The organism is Actinomadura kijaniata NBRC 14229 (assembly GCF_001552175.1).
In the GTDB taxonomy this organism is placed as follows: Bacteria; Actinomycetota; Actinomycetes; order Streptosporangiales; family Streptosporangiaceae; genus Spirillospora; species Spirillospora kijaniata.
Genome location: NZ_BCQR01000044.1, coordinates 25,006 through 40,604 on the forward strand (window position 1 = coordinate 25,006; position 15,599 = coordinate 40,604).

Annotated in this window: 15 protein-coding genes; 6 read left to right on the forward strand and 9 right to left on the reverse strand. The window is 75.1% G+C overall.

From position 1 onward, the window contains the following. Positions 1-109: 109 nt before the first annotated feature. The 5 genes from AKI01S_RS15790 to AKI01S_RS15810 are packed head-to-tail and all read right to left on the reverse strand — an operon-like array spanning position 110 to position 5,346. Positions 110-1,378, reverse strand: coding sequence for a family 4 glycosyl hydrolase (locus AKI01S_RS15790; protein ID WP_067817304.1), 1,269 nt, complete (start codon positions 1,376-1,378; stop codon positions 110-112). A 9-nt stretch (positions 1,379-1,387) separates the two neighbouring features. Continuing rightward, on the reverse strand, positions 1,388-2,449 hold the full coding sequence (locus tag AKI01S_RS15795; RefSeq protein WP_067817307.1) for a carbohydrate kinase family protein: 1,062 nt from the start codon (positions 2,447-2,449) through the stop codon (positions 1,388-1,390). Beyond that, positions 2,446-3,126 (reverse strand): SIMPL domain-containing protein, encoded by a 681-nt coding sequence (locus tag AKI01S_RS15800; RefSeq protein ID WP_067817310.1) that lies wholly within the window; start codon positions 3,124-3,126, stop codon positions 2,446-2,448. Before AKI01S_RS15800 ends, AKI01S_RS15795 begins: the two co-directional genes overlap by 4 nt. A gap of 34 nt (positions 3,127-3,160) precedes the next feature. Further along, a complete protein-coding gene (locus tag AKI01S_RS15805; protein ID WP_067817426.1) occupies positions 3,161-4,348 on the reverse strand; it encodes an amino acid deaminase/aldolase in 1,188 nt (395 codons plus the stop codon). A gap of 47 nt (positions 4,349-4,395) precedes the next feature. Further along, positions 4,396-5,346, reverse strand: a complete 951-nt coding sequence (locus AKI01S_RS15810; RefSeq protein WP_067817313.1) for a CE1 family esterase — start codon at positions 5,344-5,346, stop codon at positions 4,396-4,398. A gap of 197 nt (positions 5,347-5,543) precedes the next feature. On the opposite strand from AKI01S_RS15810, the gene AKI01S_RS15815 reads away from it, so the two are divergent. Next, on the forward strand, positions 5,544-6,674 hold the full coding sequence (locus tag AKI01S_RS15815) for an epoxide hydrolase family protein (RefSeq protein WP_067817315.1): 1,131 nt from the start codon (positions 5,544-5,546) through the stop codon (positions 6,672-6,674). Here the strand turns inward: AKI01S_RS15815 and AKI01S_RS15820 are convergent. Then, positions 6,671-7,807 carry a phosphodiester glycosidase family protein gene (locus AKI01S_RS15820; protein WP_218009694.1) on the reverse strand — a complete coding sequence of 379 codons (1,137 nt, stop codon included), beginning with the start codon at positions 7,805-7,807 and terminating at the stop codon, positions 6,671-6,673. The two genes, AKI01S_RS15815 and AKI01S_RS15820, sit on opposite strands and share 4 nt — an antisense overlap. Positions 7,808-8,204: 397 nt before the next feature. On the opposite strand from AKI01S_RS15820, the gene AKI01S_RS15825 reads away from it, so the two are divergent. Next, positions 8,205-9,194 (forward strand): CU044_5270 family protein, encoded by a 990-nt coding sequence (locus tag AKI01S_RS15825; protein ID WP_067817321.1) that lies wholly within the window; start codon positions 8,205-8,207, stop codon positions 9,192-9,194. 15 nt (positions 9,195-9,209) lie between these two features. Here AKI01S_RS15825 and AKI01S_RS15830 read toward each other — a convergent pair whose 3' ends face one another. Further along, positions 9,210-10,220, reverse strand: a complete 1,011-nt coding sequence (locus AKI01S_RS15830) for an LLM class flavin-dependent oxidoreductase (protein WP_067817324.1) — start codon at positions 10,218-10,220, stop codon at positions 9,210-9,212. Positions 10,221-10,303: 83 nt separating this feature from the next. Here AKI01S_RS15830 and AKI01S_RS15835 point away from each other — a divergent pair, with 83 nt between their 5' ends. Together AKI01S_RS15835 and AKI01S_RS15840 are read left to right on the forward strand one after the other, a co-directional pair. Beyond that, positions 10,304-10,882: a TetR/AcrR family transcriptional regulator gene (locus AKI01S_RS15835; RefSeq protein ID WP_067817327.1), complete on the forward strand. Its 579-nt coding sequence runs from the start codon at positions 10,304-10,306 to the stop codon at positions 10,880-10,882. Between the two features lie 146 nt (positions 10,883-11,028). Beyond that, positions 11,029-11,811, forward strand: coding sequence for an oxidoreductase (locus AKI01S_RS15840; protein ID WP_067817330.1), 783 nt, complete (start codon positions 11,029-11,031; stop codon positions 11,809-11,811). 171 nt (positions 11,812-11,982) lie between these two features. On the opposite strand, the gene AKI01S_RS15845 is transcribed toward AKI01S_RS15840, so the two are convergent. Further along, positions 11,983-12,759, reverse strand: a complete 777-nt coding sequence (locus AKI01S_RS15845) for an ABC transporter permease (RefSeq protein ID WP_067817334.1) — start codon at positions 12,757-12,759, stop codon at positions 11,983-11,985. After that, on the reverse strand, positions 12,756-13,664 hold the full coding sequence (locus tag AKI01S_RS15850; RefSeq protein WP_067817429.1) for an ATP-binding cassette domain-containing protein: 909 nt from the start codon (positions 13,662-13,664) through the stop codon (positions 12,756-12,758). The genes AKI01S_RS15845 and AKI01S_RS15850 overlap by 4 nt, the downstream gene beginning before the upstream one ends. A gap of 101 nt (positions 13,665-13,765) precedes the next feature. On the opposite strand from AKI01S_RS15850, the gene AKI01S_RS15855 reads away from it, so the two are divergent. Beyond that, on the forward strand, positions 13,766-14,872 hold the full coding sequence (locus tag AKI01S_RS15855) for a sensor histidine kinase (RefSeq protein WP_218009695.1): 1,107 nt from the start codon (positions 13,766-13,768) through the stop codon (positions 14,870-14,872). Continuing rightward, positions 14,869-15,537: a response regulator gene (locus AKI01S_RS15860; RefSeq protein WP_067817337.1), complete on the forward strand. Its 669-nt coding sequence runs from the start codon at positions 14,869-14,871 to the stop codon at positions 15,535-15,537. Before AKI01S_RS15855 ends, AKI01S_RS15860 begins: the two co-directional genes overlap by 4 nt. Positions 15,538-15,599 lie beyond the last annotated feature (62 nt).

The window sequence follows — 15,599 nt, forward strand, 5'->3', positions numbered from 1 at the left end:
GTCGGTTGGTACGGCCGGCGTTCCCTCCTCGTTCAGTACCGCCCTCTGGGGGACGACCCCCGGATCCCCGGCGCCTGATCCGAGAATCCTCCTTCGCCGGATCGTCGGATCAGCCGAACTGGGGCAGGTGGGCGCGGTGGGCGGCCAGGCCCTCGTCCAGGATCTTCTCGGCGGTGTGCTTGGAGCGGACGAACGGGTGCGCCATCAGCGCCTGGAGGGCGGTGCGGCGGGAGCCGGTGACCGCGGCGTCGGCGGCGAGGCGCTCGTACTCGTGGATGGCGCGGGTGAGACCGCGTACGGGGCGGGGGAGCTCGCCCATGGTGAGCGGGACGGGGCCGGAGCGGCCGACGATCGCGGGGACCTCGACGATCGCGTCGGGGTCCAGGGAGGCGATCGCGCCGTTGTTGCGGGTGTTGACGATCATGCGGCGGCCCTCGTCGCGGGCGACGGCGCAGATGACGTCGACGGCGAACTCGCCGTGCTCGCCGCCGCCGCGTTCCCGGCTGGGGTCGGGGTCGTCCCGGAACGACTCGGCGGTGACCTGCTCGTAGTAGGCGGGCAGCATGGCCTGGATGTCCTGGGCGCGGGTGGTGCCCTTGGCGCGGAGCTCGGCGACGACCTCGTCGTGGAAGAAGTAGTACTTGGCGTAGGAGTTGGGCAGGAAGCCGAGGGCCTTGGCGAGCTCGGCCATGCGGGCGGGGTCGCGCCAGGGGGTGGCGCCGCCGCCGGGGATCTCCAGGTCGCCCAGGAGGCGGGGGAGGTCGAGTTCGCGGCCGTCGAGGCGGAGGCGTTCGCACCAGGTGGCGTGGTTGAGGCCGGTCCAGTCGGCCTCCAGGCGGTCGAACGGCAGGTCCAGCAGCTCGGCCCACATCTCGGTGTCGCCGATGTTCTGGTCGCACAGTCCGATGACGCGGGCGCCGGTGTGGCGGGTGACGGCGTCGGTGACGATGTTGGTGGGGTTGGTGTAGTTGACGATCCAGGCGTCCCCGGCGTGTTCGGCGACCTCCAGCAGGACGGGGACCGACCGCAGCGCCATCAGGAACCCGCCGGGGCCCGCGGTCTCCTGCCCGGCGACGCCGTGCCCGAGCGGGATCGACTCGTCGAGGTGCCGGGCCGCCAGGCCGCCGGGCCGGAAGGTGGTGAACACGAAGTCCGCGCCGCTCACCGCCGACTTGAGGTCGTGGTGGACGCTCACCGAGACGTCGGCTCCGCGCGCGGCGAACATGCGCGTGGCCAGCCGGGTCATGACCTCCAGGTGCGCGGCGTCGATGTCGTGGCAGGCCAGTTCGGTTCCGGCGAGGTCGGCGGCGCGGTGCAGGACACCCCGGATGACGCCGGGCATGTACCCGCTGCCCGCTCCGATGATCGCGATCTTCAAGGGAGCTCCTCAGCGCAGGGTGGGCTCGGCGCGGGCGACCGACTCGGTGCCGCGCGCCAGTTCGGTCTCGGGGATGAACGGCACGACGAACGCGTACTCGGCCAGCACCTCGGGCGGGACCTCGGTCGACTCGCCGAACGCGGCGATCTCCGACCAGCAGGGCGCGCCGAGCGACCCGCTGTAGTGCCGCACCGACAGTCCGGCGACGAGGTTGGCGAAGCGGAGCCGCTGGTGGAGGGGCCAGCGGGCCAGGGTGCCGAACACGAACCCGGCGGCGAACACGTCCCCGGCCCCGGTCGGGTCGAGCGCCTCGACGGGCAGGGCGGCGGCCGAGGCGCGTTCCCCGGTGGTGGAGTCCACGGCGATGGCCCCGCGCGCGCCCTGCTTGACGACGACCACGGGGACGCGTTCGGCCAGCGCGTCCAGGGCCTCGTCCGGGGAGGCGGTGCGCGTGTAGGCCATGGCCTCGACGGCGTTGGGCAGGAAGACGTCCACGTGCGCCAGGCGGTCCAGCACCTCGCTGGACCAGGTCTCGGTGGGGTCCCAGCCGAGGTCGGCGAAGACCAGCGCGCCCTTGTCCCGCAGCGTCAGGGCCCAGGCGGGGACGGGGCGGTCGATGTCGACGAAGCAGGTGGCGGCGCGTGGCGGGGCGAGCACGGGGTGCTCCCCGTGCGGCGGGCGCGTGTAGGTGACCATGCTGCGGTCGGCGGCGTAGGCGAGCGACACGGTGACCGGCGACGACCAGCCGGGCACCCGCCGGGACCAGGTGAGGTCGACGGCCTCCTGCTCGGCGAGCGTCCGCCACAGGTAGGCCCCGAACAGGTCGTCGCCGAACGTCGCCGACAGCCCGGTGCGCAGCCCGAGGCGGCTCATGGCCACGGCGATGTTGGCGACGCCGCCGGGCGCGGAGCCGAGGCCGTCGGTGACCAGCTCGGTGCCGGGCGGCGGCAGCCCCGGCAGCCCGGTGAAGATCATGTCCATGAAGACCTGGCCGGTCAGGAAGACGTCCAGGTCGTGGCCGTGGTCGTGGGAGACGGGGCCGCGTTCGGCGCAGGGGTCGGGCACCGTCATGGCCGGCCGAGGTCCGGGGCGGTGGCGGTGAACCGGGCCTCGACGGCGGCCCGCACGGTCTGGGTCTCCGGCTCCAGGTCCAGCGACGGCGGTTCCTCCTCGGCGGCCATCATGACGCCCGCCGACGCGGCATAGGCGACGGGCGCGGCGTCGAACGGCTCGGGTCCCCGGCCGAGGTTCTCGTCGGCGAGGTGGACCAGCCCGGTGATGCGGCAGCCGAGGGCGTCGGCGTAGCTGCGGGCCCGGGCGACGGCCTCCTGCGCGGCCTGCCGGGCGGCCTCGGCGTGCACGGGGCTGTCGCGGCGCAGCTCCCACGAGGGGCCGTGCACGGCGGTGCGTTCCAGGTCGCCGAGGCGGGTGACCAGCTCGCCGAGCACGGTGAAGTCCCGCACCACGATCCTGATCCACACGGTGCCCTGGTAGGCGCGGATGTCGCCCTCGCGCCGCCGGTACTTGACCAGCGGCGTGATCGACAGGCCGCCGGTCTCCAGCTTCTCCACGGCCTCGCCGTAGGACTTGACCAGGTCGAGGGCCTGCTGGTTGCGCTCGACGAGCCGGTCCAGCGCGGTGCGCCGGTCGCGTTCCTGGGACTGCACCTGCACCGACAGCCGGGCGATCTCCGGCTCGACCTCCAGCAGGGCCTCGCCCCGAACACTGATCACGGGAGCGTCGCTCATACGAGCCAACGTATCCGGTGCGGCCGCTGGAGCGTTACAGGAAAGTCCGGCCCTCACCGCGGTAGGTGGGGACGGTGCGGACGACCCGGTCGCCGTCGATCAGGTGGAGGGCGGCGAAGCGCTCGCACAGCTCGCCCGCCTTGGTGTGGCGGAACCAGACGCGGTCGCCGATCCGCAGCGTGTCGGCGGCGCGGCCCAGCAGCGGGGTCTGGACCTCGCCCGCGCCCTCGGTGCCGCTGTAGGACAGGCCGGTCGGCAGGTAGGGCCGGGGGAGGCGGATCTCGTCGGCGGGGCCGGAGGCCAGGTAGCCGCCGCCGAGGCAGGTGACGACGCCGGGGCCGGGGCGGCGCACGACCGGCAGGGCGAACAGGGCGGCGGGGCGGCCGGTGAAGTTGGAGTAGTGGTCGAACAGGTGCGGCTGGTAGAGGCCGGATCCGGCGGCGACCTCGGTGACGGCGCGTTCGGCGACGGTCGTCTCGACCGATCCGGTGCCGCCGCCGTTGACGAACTCCAGGTCGGTCAGCTCGCGCACGGCCGCGACGATGGCGGCGCGGCGGCGGGCCAGCTCCAGGCGGGAACGCTGCTGCATCGCCCTGATCGCCCGGCCCATGAGCGGCTTGCCGGGCGGCTGGTCGCCGACGCCCGCGATCTGGCCCTCGTAGGCCATCAGCCCGACCAGCCGGAGGGAGGGCCGCTTCAGCACCCGCTGGGCGAACGCCCGCACCTGCTCGGGGGTGTGCAGGGGGGAGCGGCGCGGGCCGAGGCTGACCTTGCCGCCGAGCAGCCGGTAGGAGGCGTCGATGTCGACGCACACGCGGACCGGGTGGCCGCCGGCGGCGGCCTGCTCGATCAGGTCGAGGTGGTCGGCGCAGTCGACCATGAGGGTGACCGTGGCCGCGGCGTGCTCGTCGGCGGCCAGTTCCGCGATCGCGGTGCGGTCGGTGGTGGGGTAGGCGACCAGGATGTCGTCGCCGGTGCGCCGCTCGGCCAGCCACAGCGCCTCGGGCAGCGTGAACGCCATGATCCCGGCGAACCCGTCTGTCGCGAGGACCTCCTCCAGGAGGGCGCGGCACCGCACGGACTTGCTGGCGACCCGGATGGGCTTGCCACCGGCGCGGCGGACGAGGTCGGCGGCGTTGGCGCGGAAGGCCGCCAGGTCGACGACCGCGAACGGGGCCTCAAGGGCGGCGGTGGCGGCGTCGTATCGCTCCCGGAGGTTCATGCGGGCCACACTGCCACAAAGCGCCCGCAATATGAAAGCTATTCATGTTACTGGCGGGGGGCGGGGTGGGCCGCGAAGAACGACCACAGCGCCTCGCTCGCCCCGTCCGGCCAGCGGTGCGTGCCACCCTCGATCCTGCAGAAGACCACCTCGGCCCCCGCGGCGCCCTTGCCGGTGGCCGAGCACTCCGCGCCGTCCGCGCCCAGGGCCCGCACGTTCCGGCGCGGCTCGGGCAACCCCGCCTTCTTCCGCCAGAAGTCCACGGCCCGCGACACCGGCGGGAACGGCCGCTTGTCGTTGAAGTCGCGCTCGCCGCCGCCGTGGAAGGGCACGTTCCGGTCGGCGGTCCCATGGAAGATCATCGCGGACACGGGCCGCTCCGGCGAGCACGGCGTGACCAGCGCGCCCTCCACCACCCCGATCGCGGCGACCCTGCCGGCGGCCTCGCACGCCACCCGGTAGGCCATGCCCGCGCCGTTGGAGAACCCGGTCACGTACACGCGCCGGGGGTCGGCCAGCCCGGCGTCGGTCAGCCTGTCGATGAGCCTGCTCAGGAAGTCGACGTCCTTGATCTTGCCGGCCTTGGCCGGGCCGCAGCAGTCCCCAGCGTTCCAGGTGGTCATGAACCCGTCCGGGTAGACGGCCAGGAACCCCTTGTCGTCGGCGAGCGCGTCGAACCCGGTCAGCTTGCGCATCCCGTCCATGTTCGACAGCCCGCCGTGCAGCGCGATCACCACCGGCAGCCGCTCGGCGGGCCTGCCGCCCCGCCATCCGCCCTTCGTCAGCTTCGGCGGGACGTGGATCAGGTACTCGCGGTGCCCCGGCGTGTCCACGTCCAGTTTCTGCTTGTGCGTGCCGGTCGAGGTCGGGATCCCGGCGACGGTCGCGGGCCGCTTCCCGCCGGTCTTCCCGCCGCCCTCCCGGCCCTGCCGCCCGGTGTCACTGCACCCGGCCAGCACCAGGACCGCCGCCAGCATCACAAGCCCGAGTCGCCGCATCCCCCGAACGTAACCGCCGGGAGCGGCGACAAACTACTCACTGGTAGACAAAGCCGGACCCGCGACCTGTGGCCGCGCCACGGACTCCGCCCCCCCCTCGTTCGGCGCCCCCGCGTTCCGTTCTCCGCCTTTCAATACTGGAACGGAATGCTTCGTTCTGTTAGAATAGAGGCACAACGAACGACGAAGGGCCGCACATGTCTGAGATCCAGCCGTTCCGCATCGAGATCCCCCAGGCGGACCTCGACGACCTGAAGAGCCGTCTGGAGCGCACCCGCTTCGCCGACGAGCTGCCCGAGTCCGAGGTCACCGACGGCGTCCAGAAGGGGCCGGTCCAGCCCGGCTGGGAGTACGGGGTGCCCGGCTCGTTCGTGCGCGACCTGGTGGCGCGCTGGCGCGAGTTCGACTGGCGGGCCGTCGAGGAGCGTCTCAACGCCCACCCGCAGTTCACCACGGAGATCGACGGCCAGACGATCCACTTCGTGCACGTCCGCTCCCCGCACGAGAACGCCACGCCGCTGATCCTCACCCACGGCTGGCCGAACACGTTCGTCGAGTACCTGGACCTGGTCGGCCCGCTCACCGAGCCCGAGGACCCGGCCGACGCGTTCCACGTCGTCATCCCGTCGCTGCCCGGCTTCGGGTTCTCCGGCCCCACCCGCACCCGGGGCTGGGGCGCGGCCCGCACCGCCGACGCCTGGTCGGAGCTGATGCGGCGGCTCGGCTACGAGCGGTACGGCGTGCACGGCAACGACGCGGGCGCGATCGTCGCGCCCGAGCAGGGCCGCCGCCACCCCGCCGAGGTGATCGGCGTGCACGTCAACCAGATCTTCTCGTTCCCGAGCGGCGACCCGGCCGAGTTCGAGGGGATGAAGCCGGAGGAGATGGAGTACCTGGGCTTCCTCCAGGGGTTCGTCGAGCACGCCATCCACGACCGCGCCCAGCAGGCGCAGCCGCAGACCCTCGCGCACGCGCTGGCCGACTCGCCCTCCGGCCAGCTCGCCTGGATCGGGCAGCTCCTGGGCGGACTGGACCCGGAGATCATCCTCACCAACGCCACGATCTACTGGCTGACGAACACGTCCGCGTCGTCGGCGCGCTTCTACTACGAGAACCACCGCGAGCCGAAGGCGACCGGGCCGACGTCGTTCCCGATCGGGCTGGCGTCGTTCGCCTACGACTTCCGGCCGCTGCGGCGCTTCGCCGAGCGCGACCACGCGAACATCGTCCACTGGAGCGAGTTCGACCGCGGGAGCCACTGGTCCGCGCACGACGCCCCCGACCTGCTGGTGGGCGACCTCCGGGAGTTCTTCCGCACGGTGCGCTAGAAGACGCCGAGGCCGTTGGCGACCGCCCGTTCCCGCCCGTCGGAGGGGAGGGTGCGGACGGTCGCCCCGGCCTCGTCGGGAAAGCGCGTGACCAGGACCGAGGAGCCGCCGCCGTCCAGGCTCACGGCGTCGGCGGCCCCGAAGTACCGCAGCAGCACGGCCAGCCCGGCGAGCGAGAGCCCCGCGTCGTGCCGGGACCGGCCGTTGACGACCACCAGGAACATCCGCCGCCCGTTCCGGCTCACCCCGGCGGCCGTGCGGGGGTGGTGGGCCTTGCGGCCGAGCCCCGGAACGGGACCGCCCGCGCGGAGGATCGGCAGCCCGCCGACCGCGAACCGGAACCGCACGGGCCCGGCCGCCCGGTACCGGACGCTCACCCGCCGCCCCGGGCGCAGGCCGCGCAGGGCGGCGGCCCCGCGTTCGCGCCCGACCAGCACGACCCCGTCCCGCGGAACGCCGCCGGACCCGCCCCGGCCGGACACGACGCCGCCCCGGACGTGGACCTCGGCGACGTCGCGGGAGCAGGGCGCGTCGCGGCGGGCGTCGGTGCCGCAGACGGCGCGGGCGCGGGACGCCGACCCCCACGCGGGGGTGTAGACGCCGACGCCGCCGACCGGCAGGGCGTACTGGTTGAGCCCGGCGACCGGGATGCGGCGCCGCCCGGTGGTCACCGCGCCGGCCAGCCGCACCGGGGCCACCCGCCCGCGCCCCCGGGTGTCGACGCCGATCGCGGTCGTGCCGTCCCCGCCGGGGGGCAGCGGCGGGCCGAACCGCTGGCCCACCGGGACGGCGGCCTTGCGCGGGCGTCCGGCGTCGATCTCGGGGCCGACCGCCGAGCCGGTCGGGGGCGGCTCGCGGCGCCCGGCGCCGGTGTCGAAGAAGTCGCCGTTGACGCCCGCGAGCGCGCCCGTGGCGGTCACCATGGCCGAGACGGTCCGGCGCTCGGCGACCGCGGCCGGGCGCAGCGGCCCGACCCGCGCGGCCGTGACCTCCAGCATCGCCCCCGACGCCGGTCCGCGCGGCGTCGCGATCGTGAAGGTCCGGAACGTCACCCCCGGCACCGGCGTCCGGACGAGCGGGACGGGTGCGGTCGGCGTCGTCAGCAGCAGGGAGAGGAGGGTCCGCACCAACATCGCACCCATGCTGGTCGCGCCGCCCGCCCGCGCCCCTCGCCACGCCGTCCGATGACCACCCGGGACGCGCGCATCGACCGCCCTTTACCCCGCGGCCCCTCCCCTTCGGCGCGGGCCGGCGCGGGCCGGTGCGTCACCGGGGTCCGACCGAGTGTGGTGATCGGGCGGATCTCGGCGGCCTTCCCGCCCATACTGGTCCCAGCGGTACGCGTCGGGCCGAAGCGCCGATACCGGGACCCGGCCCGCCCTCCGGCCACGCGACGCGGCGCCGCCCACCGTCCGGACCGGGCGGGCCGCAAGGAGGACGCCACGGCCCGGGAACCGGGCGGGACCGTTCGTTCGTGAAGGGACGGGGCACTCAGGAAGCCGCGCGGCGCATTCGGCAAGGAGCCCGACCATGGATGAGACGACCGAGGCGCGGCGGTCGCGTTCGGCCGCCGACGTCCGGCCGCGCGCCCGCCGGGGCCGACGCTCCTCCCTCGCCCTCGGCGCGATGGCCGTGGCCGGCGCGGCGGCCGCGGTGGCGGTGGCGCCGGTCCTCAACGAGATGCGGGGGACCCGGCCCGCGCAGCCGCCCTCGCCCCGGCGGCTCCTGATCGCGGTGGCCGAGCGCGCCGAACGGGAACCGGTGCGGTCCGGCGCGTTCTGGCACCAGCGCTTCCGGACGGGGCGGCAGTACCGGGTGCGCGGCGCGGACGGCGAGCGGTACGTCATCGAGCGGCGCGGCGTCGGCGAGTCGTGGACGCCGGTGCGGAGCCCCGAGGACGGCACGGTGTCCTCCAGCCGGGACTTCGGCGCGGGCCCGGTCACGTCCGACGACCGGGCCGCGTGGCAGCGGGCCGGATCCCCGACCGAGTGGCCGGCCGGCGACGGCACGCGCCTCCGGGCGCGGCCCGACCGGCGGGAACCCGTCGTCCGGCGGCGGGGGCAGGGCACGTTCATGTGCGCGGGCAAGCCCATGACCCTGGCGGAACTGCAACTGCTCCCGACCACCCCCCAGGCGCTCCGGACCACCATCCTCCAGGGGAACGCGGGGCGCCGCCCGCGCGGGGACGGCTCCTCCGAGGCGGAGACGGTCCTGCTGGAGGTGTCGGCCCTGCTGCGCACGCCCGCGCCGCCCCGCACGCGCGGCGCGGCGTACCGCCTGATCGCCTCGCTGCCCGGACTGCGCTACGCGGAGGACGTCCACGACCCCCTCGGCCGTCCGGGGCTGGCCGTGGACGTGCCCGGCGGGCGGGGCGGGGTCACCCGGCGCCTGATCGTCGATCCGGCGACCGGCCAGCTGTTGACCTGGATGGACCACACGGACGGGGGCGGCCGCCGGCTGGTCTCCTACACGGCGTACGAGTCCGTCGGCTGGTCCGAGGGCCCGCCGCCGCGGGGCTGACCGGCCGCGCGCCGCTCAGCCGGCGGCGCGCAGCGGCGGGACGAGGCCGACCAGGCGGGCCAGGCGGCGGTGGGAGTCCAGCCGGGCCGCGCGGTCGTGGGTGCTGGTGTGGACGAGGATCTCGTCGGCCCCGGCGCGTTCGATCAGGTCCTCCAGCGCCTCGGCGGCCTCGTCCTCGGTGCCGTGGATCTGGCCGTGCAGGGAACGCTCCATCATGCGGCGCTCCACGTCGGTGAGGGGCAGCGCCTCGATCTCCTCGGGCGGCAGCAGCGGCGGGAACTCGCCGTGCGTCTTGGTGTGCGCGCTCGCCCACGCCTCGGGCAGGAGCAGGCGGCGGGCGCGTTCGGTGGTGTCGGCGATCGTGACGCCGGTGGAGACGACGACGTAGGGGCGGTCGCCCCGGAACGCCGCGCGGTAGCGCCCGATCGCCTCGACCATGCGCTCGACGCCGCGCGCCGGGGCGATGACCAGCGGAAGGCCCAGCTCGGCGGCGAGTTCCGCGCCCGCGCCCGTCGCCAGCACGAACGCCGGGACCCGCAGCCCCTCGGCGGGCCAGGCGTGGACGCCGGGGTGGGCCCGCTGCTCGCCGGTGAAGTACCCGAGCAGCTCCCGGACCTGCGCGGCGAAGTCCTCGGCGTCGTCCCTGTCGTGCCCGAGCGCCCGGCGGACGCCGCCGGTGAACCCGACCGACCGGCCCAGCCCCATGTCGATCCGCCCCGGGTACAGCGACTCCAGGACGCCGAACTGCTCGGCGACGACCAGCGGCCGGTGGTTGGGCAGCATGACGCCGCCGGTGCCGACCCGGAGGCGCGAGGTCGCGGCGGCGACGGCGGCGGCCAGCACCGTCGGCGCGGACCCGGCCACGCCGGGGACGCTGTGGTGCTCCGACACCCAGAACCGGTGGTACCCCAGCGCCTCGATCTCCCGCGCGAACGCCACCGTCGCGCGCAGCGCCTCGGGATGCCCCTCACCCGCCCGGGTGCGGGAACGATCGAGCACCGAGAACCGTGTCGTGCGCAGACCCATATCGATCACAACGCCTCCGGTGCGCCGTCATTCCGCCCGCCGTTATTTGACCTACAGGTCAAATAACGGCTAGGGTCCCGGGCATGGGCAGGCCGAAGCAGTTCGATCCCGACGTCGCCGTCGAGCGGGCGATGCAGGTCTTCTGGCGCAAGGGCTACAACGCCACCACGCCGCAGGACCTGGTCGACGCGCTCGGCATCGGCAAGGGGTCGCTCTACCACGCGTTCGGCAGCAAGCACGGCCTGTACGAACGGGCCCTGGAGCGGTACCGCGACGGTCAGGCCGCCCTGCTGGTCGACCTGCTCGACCGGCCGGTCCCGGTCCGCGAACGCCTGCGCGGCGTGCTGCTGCTCCTGGTGGACATGGACATGGCCGACCCGGACCGCCGGGGCTGCATGGCGATCAACGCCGCCGCCGAGCGCGCCGGGGTGGACCGGGCCGCCACCGACCTGGTGCGGCGCATGTTCGACCGCACCGAGGAGGCGTTCCGGACGCTGGTGGAGGAGGGGCAGCGCGACGGCGAGATCGACCCCGCGCGCGACGCCCGCGCCCTGGGGAGCCTGCTGCTCACCACCCTCGTCGGCATGCGGCTGCTGGCCCGGACGGCGGAGGGGCCCGAGCGCCTGAACCGCGTGGTGGACGCCGTCCTCGACTCCCTCTGACCCGAACTGATCCGAACGTCCGACGGAGGAGGTTCGGATCGGTCGCGGGGGCCTGGGGGTCGTCCCCCAGGGTGATACCGCCCGCCCGCCGCGGCGGGGCTTCGCGCGCCCCATTTTTGTACCTCTAGGTAAAGAACGGAACCCCCATGGACCTGCGTCTCTCCGGCAAGACCGCCCTCGTCACCGGCGCGAGCCGGGGCATCGGCCTGGCCACCGTCCGCGCCCTGACCGCCGAGGGCGTGCGCGTCGCCGCCGTCTCCCGCACCGTCACCCCCGAGATCGAGGACACCGGCGCGACCGTCCTCGCCGCCGACCTCGCCACCCCGGACGGCGCGGCCGACGCGGTGCGCCGGGCCGTCGCCGCGCTGGGCGGCCTGGACCTGCTCGTCAACAACGTCGGCGGCGGCGACGGCGTCGAGGTCGGCGGCTTCCTCTCCGTCGACGAGGAGCACTGGCGGGGCACCTTCGACGTCAACCTGTTCAGCGCGGTCCGCGTCACCCGCGCCGCCCTGCCCTCCCTGCTGGAGGGCGGGGGCGCGATCGTCAACGTCTCCTCCATCGGGGCCCGCCTGCCCGGCGCCGGGCCCATCGCCTACAACGTCGCCAAGGCGGGGCTCACGGCGTTCGGGAAGGCGCTGGCCGAGGAGTTCGGGCCGCGGGGCGTGCGCGTCACCACCGTCTCGCCCGGCCCGGTCCGCACCGCGATCTGGGAGGACCCCGACAACTACGGCGGCAAGCTCGCCGAGGCCGCCGGGGTGGAGCACGCGGCGTTCCTGGAGCAGGTCCCGGCCGCGCTGGGCATGACCACCGGGCGGATCGCCGAGCCGGAGGAGGTGGCCGCGCTGGTGACGTTCCTGCTGTCGGACCTGGCCGCCAGCGTCACCGGCTCCGACCACCTCATCGACGGCGGCGTGGTGAAGACGGCCTAGGCCTGTTTCAAAGCGGGCCTCAGCCACGCGCGAGCGCGTTACCTGACCTGCGGGCCCGAAGCCGGAGGCGAGGGCCCGCAGGTCAGATCGCGGAGCGATGGCGCGCTCGCCAAGACCTGGTGAGGCGCGAGCCCCGGGCGAGCGCCGTGGGCCAGGGCTTTGAAACACGATCTAGACGTCCCGGCGGGCGAGGGCCAGCGCCCCGGCGGCCAGCGCGGCGGCGGCGTAGCCGACCAGCAGCGCGCCCGCGGCCGCCGGGGGCAGCGGGTCGTCCAGCATCGTTCCGGTCCGGTCGGCGAGCTGCGCGAACAGCGACGTCGGCAGCAGCCGGCCGATCCGCTCGTTCCACGGGTCCGGCGCCACCGTGGTGACCAGCGTCGGCAGCACGAACAGCAGCGCGGTCACCGCCGCCACCCCGCCCGCCGTGGACCGCAGCACCGCGCCCAGCCCGAGCCCGACCAGCGCCGACACCACCACCAGCAGGCACAGCGACGCGATCCACGGGGCCTCCTCGCCGACCGGACGGTGGAACTCCGCCACCCCGCGCCCGCCCACGATCAGCCGCCCCAGCAGCGCCGCCGCCGTGAACGCCACCAGCCCCGCCGCCAGCGACGCCGCCGCGACCACGCCCGCCTTGGCGGCCAGCAGCCGTCCCCGCCGGGGCACCGCCGCCAGGCTGACGCGGATCATCCCGGTGGCGTGCTCGGCGGTGATCGCCAGCACGCCCAGCACGCCCGTGCACAGCGGCAGCGCCAGCGACATCGGGTACTCCGGCGGCGCGGCCCGCATCGCCGCCCGCTCGGCGGGCGGCCGGCCGTCCCAGATCCCCGCGACGGCGAACGACCACAGCCCGCACAGCGCCAGCAGCACCACGACGGCGGCCGCGTTCAGCCACGTCGACCGCACCGAGCGCAGCTTCAGCCACTCCGCGGACAGCAGGGGGATCATCGCGCGACCTCCTCGGCGCGGTGGGCGACGCTGCCGGCCGTCAGTTCCATGTACGCCTCCTCCAGCGACGCGCTGCGCGTCGCGACCTCGTAGAGGGGGATCCCGCGCGCGGCCGCCAGCTCCCCGATCTCCTCCGCCGTCGATCCGTGGACGGCGATCCCGCCGTCCTCGGCGCTCACCGTGGCCCCGGTCTCGGCGAGCGCGGCGGCCAGCTCGGCGCCGCGCGGCGTGCGGACCAGGACGCCGCGCCGGAAGCGCCGCTCCAGCTCCGCCACCGACGTGTCGGCGATCAGCCGCCCCCGCCCGACGACGACCAGCCGGTCGGCGGTCAGCGCCATCTCGCCCATCAGGTGACTGGACACCAGCACGGTCCGGCCCTCGGCGGCCAGCGTCCGCATCAGTTCCCGGATCCACCGGATGCCGTCGGGGTCGAGGCCGTTCACCGGCTCGTCGAGCAGCAGCACCCCCGGATCGCCGAGCAGCGCCGCCGCGATCCCGAGCCGCTGGCGCATGCCCAGCGAGAACCCGCCGACCCGCCGCCGCGCGACCCCGGCGAGCCCGACGCGTTCCAGCAGCCCGGTGACGCGCCGGTCGCCGATCCCGTGGGTGCGCGCCAGGCAGCGCAGGTGGTCGCGGGCGGTGCGGTCGCCGTGCCCGGCCGAGGCGTCCAGCAGCGCCCCCACCTCGTGCAGGGGGCGTTCCAGCTCCCGGTACCGGCGGCCGTTGACCAGGGCCGCGCCGGAGTCGGCGGCGGCCAGCCCCAGCAGCACCCGCATGCAGGTGGACTTGCCCGACCCGTTCGGCCCGAGGAACCCGGTCACCGTTCCCGGCCGCACCTCGAACGACAGTCCGTCCAGCGCCGCCGTGCCGCCGTACCGCTTGGTCAGCTCCCGTACTTCGATCATGCGGCCCACCCTGGCGGCCGCGTCCGGCCCGCGCATCGGAGCGCGGTCTGTCAGACCGGGGGCGGAGGCGCCCGGCCGCGCGCCGCGGATACCGTCGGGACGTGCGAGACCTGCTCACCGGACGCCTCGACCGGAACCATCTGATCGCGCTGGACGCGGTGGCGGCCGGCGTGTACGTGCTGTCCGTCGCGCCGCTGGCGTCCCTGCACCGCGGCCCGCTCGCGATGACCGCCGCGCTCGCCGCCGGGGCGCTGCTGCCGCTGCGCCGGGTGCGGCCGGTGCCGGTGTTCCTGTGCGTGCTGGCGCTGACGCTGCTCGGGAACGTCGGCGACTACCGCGCGGGGGCGGCGTTCGCGCTCTACCCGGTGGCGCTGGCGCAGCCGCGCCGCGTCTGGCTGCCGACGCCGGTCATCGGCGGGACCAGCGTGCTGGCGATGTGCGTGCTCAGCGTCATGGGCAAGGAGAACACCGGGGACCGGACCGGGGAGGTGCTGTTCGGGCTGGCGGTGCTCGGGGTGGCGTGGACGTTCGGCCGCGCGGTCCGCGAACGCCGCGCCCACGCCGGCCGCACCGCCCGCGAGATGGCCGAACGCGCCGCCGCCGACGAGCGCCTGCGCATCGCCCGCGAGCTCCACGACGTCGTCGCCCACAACATGAGCGTCATCGCGGTGAAGGCGGGCGTGGCCAACCACGTGGCCGCCGAGCACCCCGAGGAGGTGCGCGAGGCCCTCGCGGTGATCGAGGAGACGAGCCGTACGGCCCTCACCGAGATGCGCCACCTGCTCGGCGTGCTGCGCACCGCCGAACCCGAGCTGGCCCCGGCCCCCGGCCTGTCCGGCCTGGCGGCGGTGGCCGACCGCGCCGCCCTCGCCGGGGTCCGCGTCGACCTGCGCGTCGACGCCTCCGACCTGCCCGAGGGCGTCGCGGTGTCGGCGCACCGCATCGTCCAGGAGGCGATCACGAACGTGGTGAAGCACGCGGCCCCGGCCCGCTGCCGGGTCGTGGTGGAGGCCGGCGACGGCGTCCTGCGCATCGACGTCGCCGACGACGGGCCCGGCGTCCGCGTCCTGCCGTCCGGCCCGCCGGGCCACGGGCTGATCGGCATGCGCGAGCGGGTGACGATGTACGGCGGGACGTTCACCGCGGGCCCGCGCCCCGAGGGCGGCTTCGCGGTGGCGGCCCGCATCCCCTACGAAAGGCGTTCATGAGCGATCTGCGTGTGCTGGTGGCCGACGACCAGGCGTTGGTGCGCGGCAGTTTCGGCCTGCTGGTGGACACCGCCCCCGGCCTGACCGTGGTCGGCGAGGCCGGGACGGGCGCGGAGGCCGTCGCGCTGGCGGCCGAGCGCCGCCCCGACCTCGTGCTGATGGACGTGCGGATGCCGGAGATGGACGGCATCGAGGCGACCCGGCGGATCTGCGCCTCCCTCCCGACGCGGGTGCTGATCCTGACGACGTTCGACCTGGACGCCTACGTGTACTCGGCGCTGCGCGCCGGGGCGTCGGGCTTCCTGCTGAAGGACACCCGGCCCGCCGACCTGCTGGAGGCGGTCCGGGTGGTGGCGGCGGGGGACGCGCTGCTGGCCCCGTCGGTCACCCGCCGCCTGATCGCCGAGTTCGCCCGCCAGGTCCCGGCCGCCGTGCCCGCGCCCGACCTGGCGGGGCTGACCGACCGGGAACGCGAGGTCCTCACGCTGGTCGCGCGCGGGCTGTCCAACGCCGAGCTGGCCGACCGGCTGCGGGTGAGCCCCGCGACGGTCAAGACGCACATCGGCAACCTGCTGTCCAAGCTGCACGCCCGCGACCGCGCCCAGCTGGTGATCGCCGCCTACGAGTCCGGGCTGGTCCGGCCGCACCGCCGGGACGACCTTTAACGATCATGGTGGGCGTGCCCCGTGTCCGGTAGTCGAGGACGGGAACTGACCTACATGGTCCG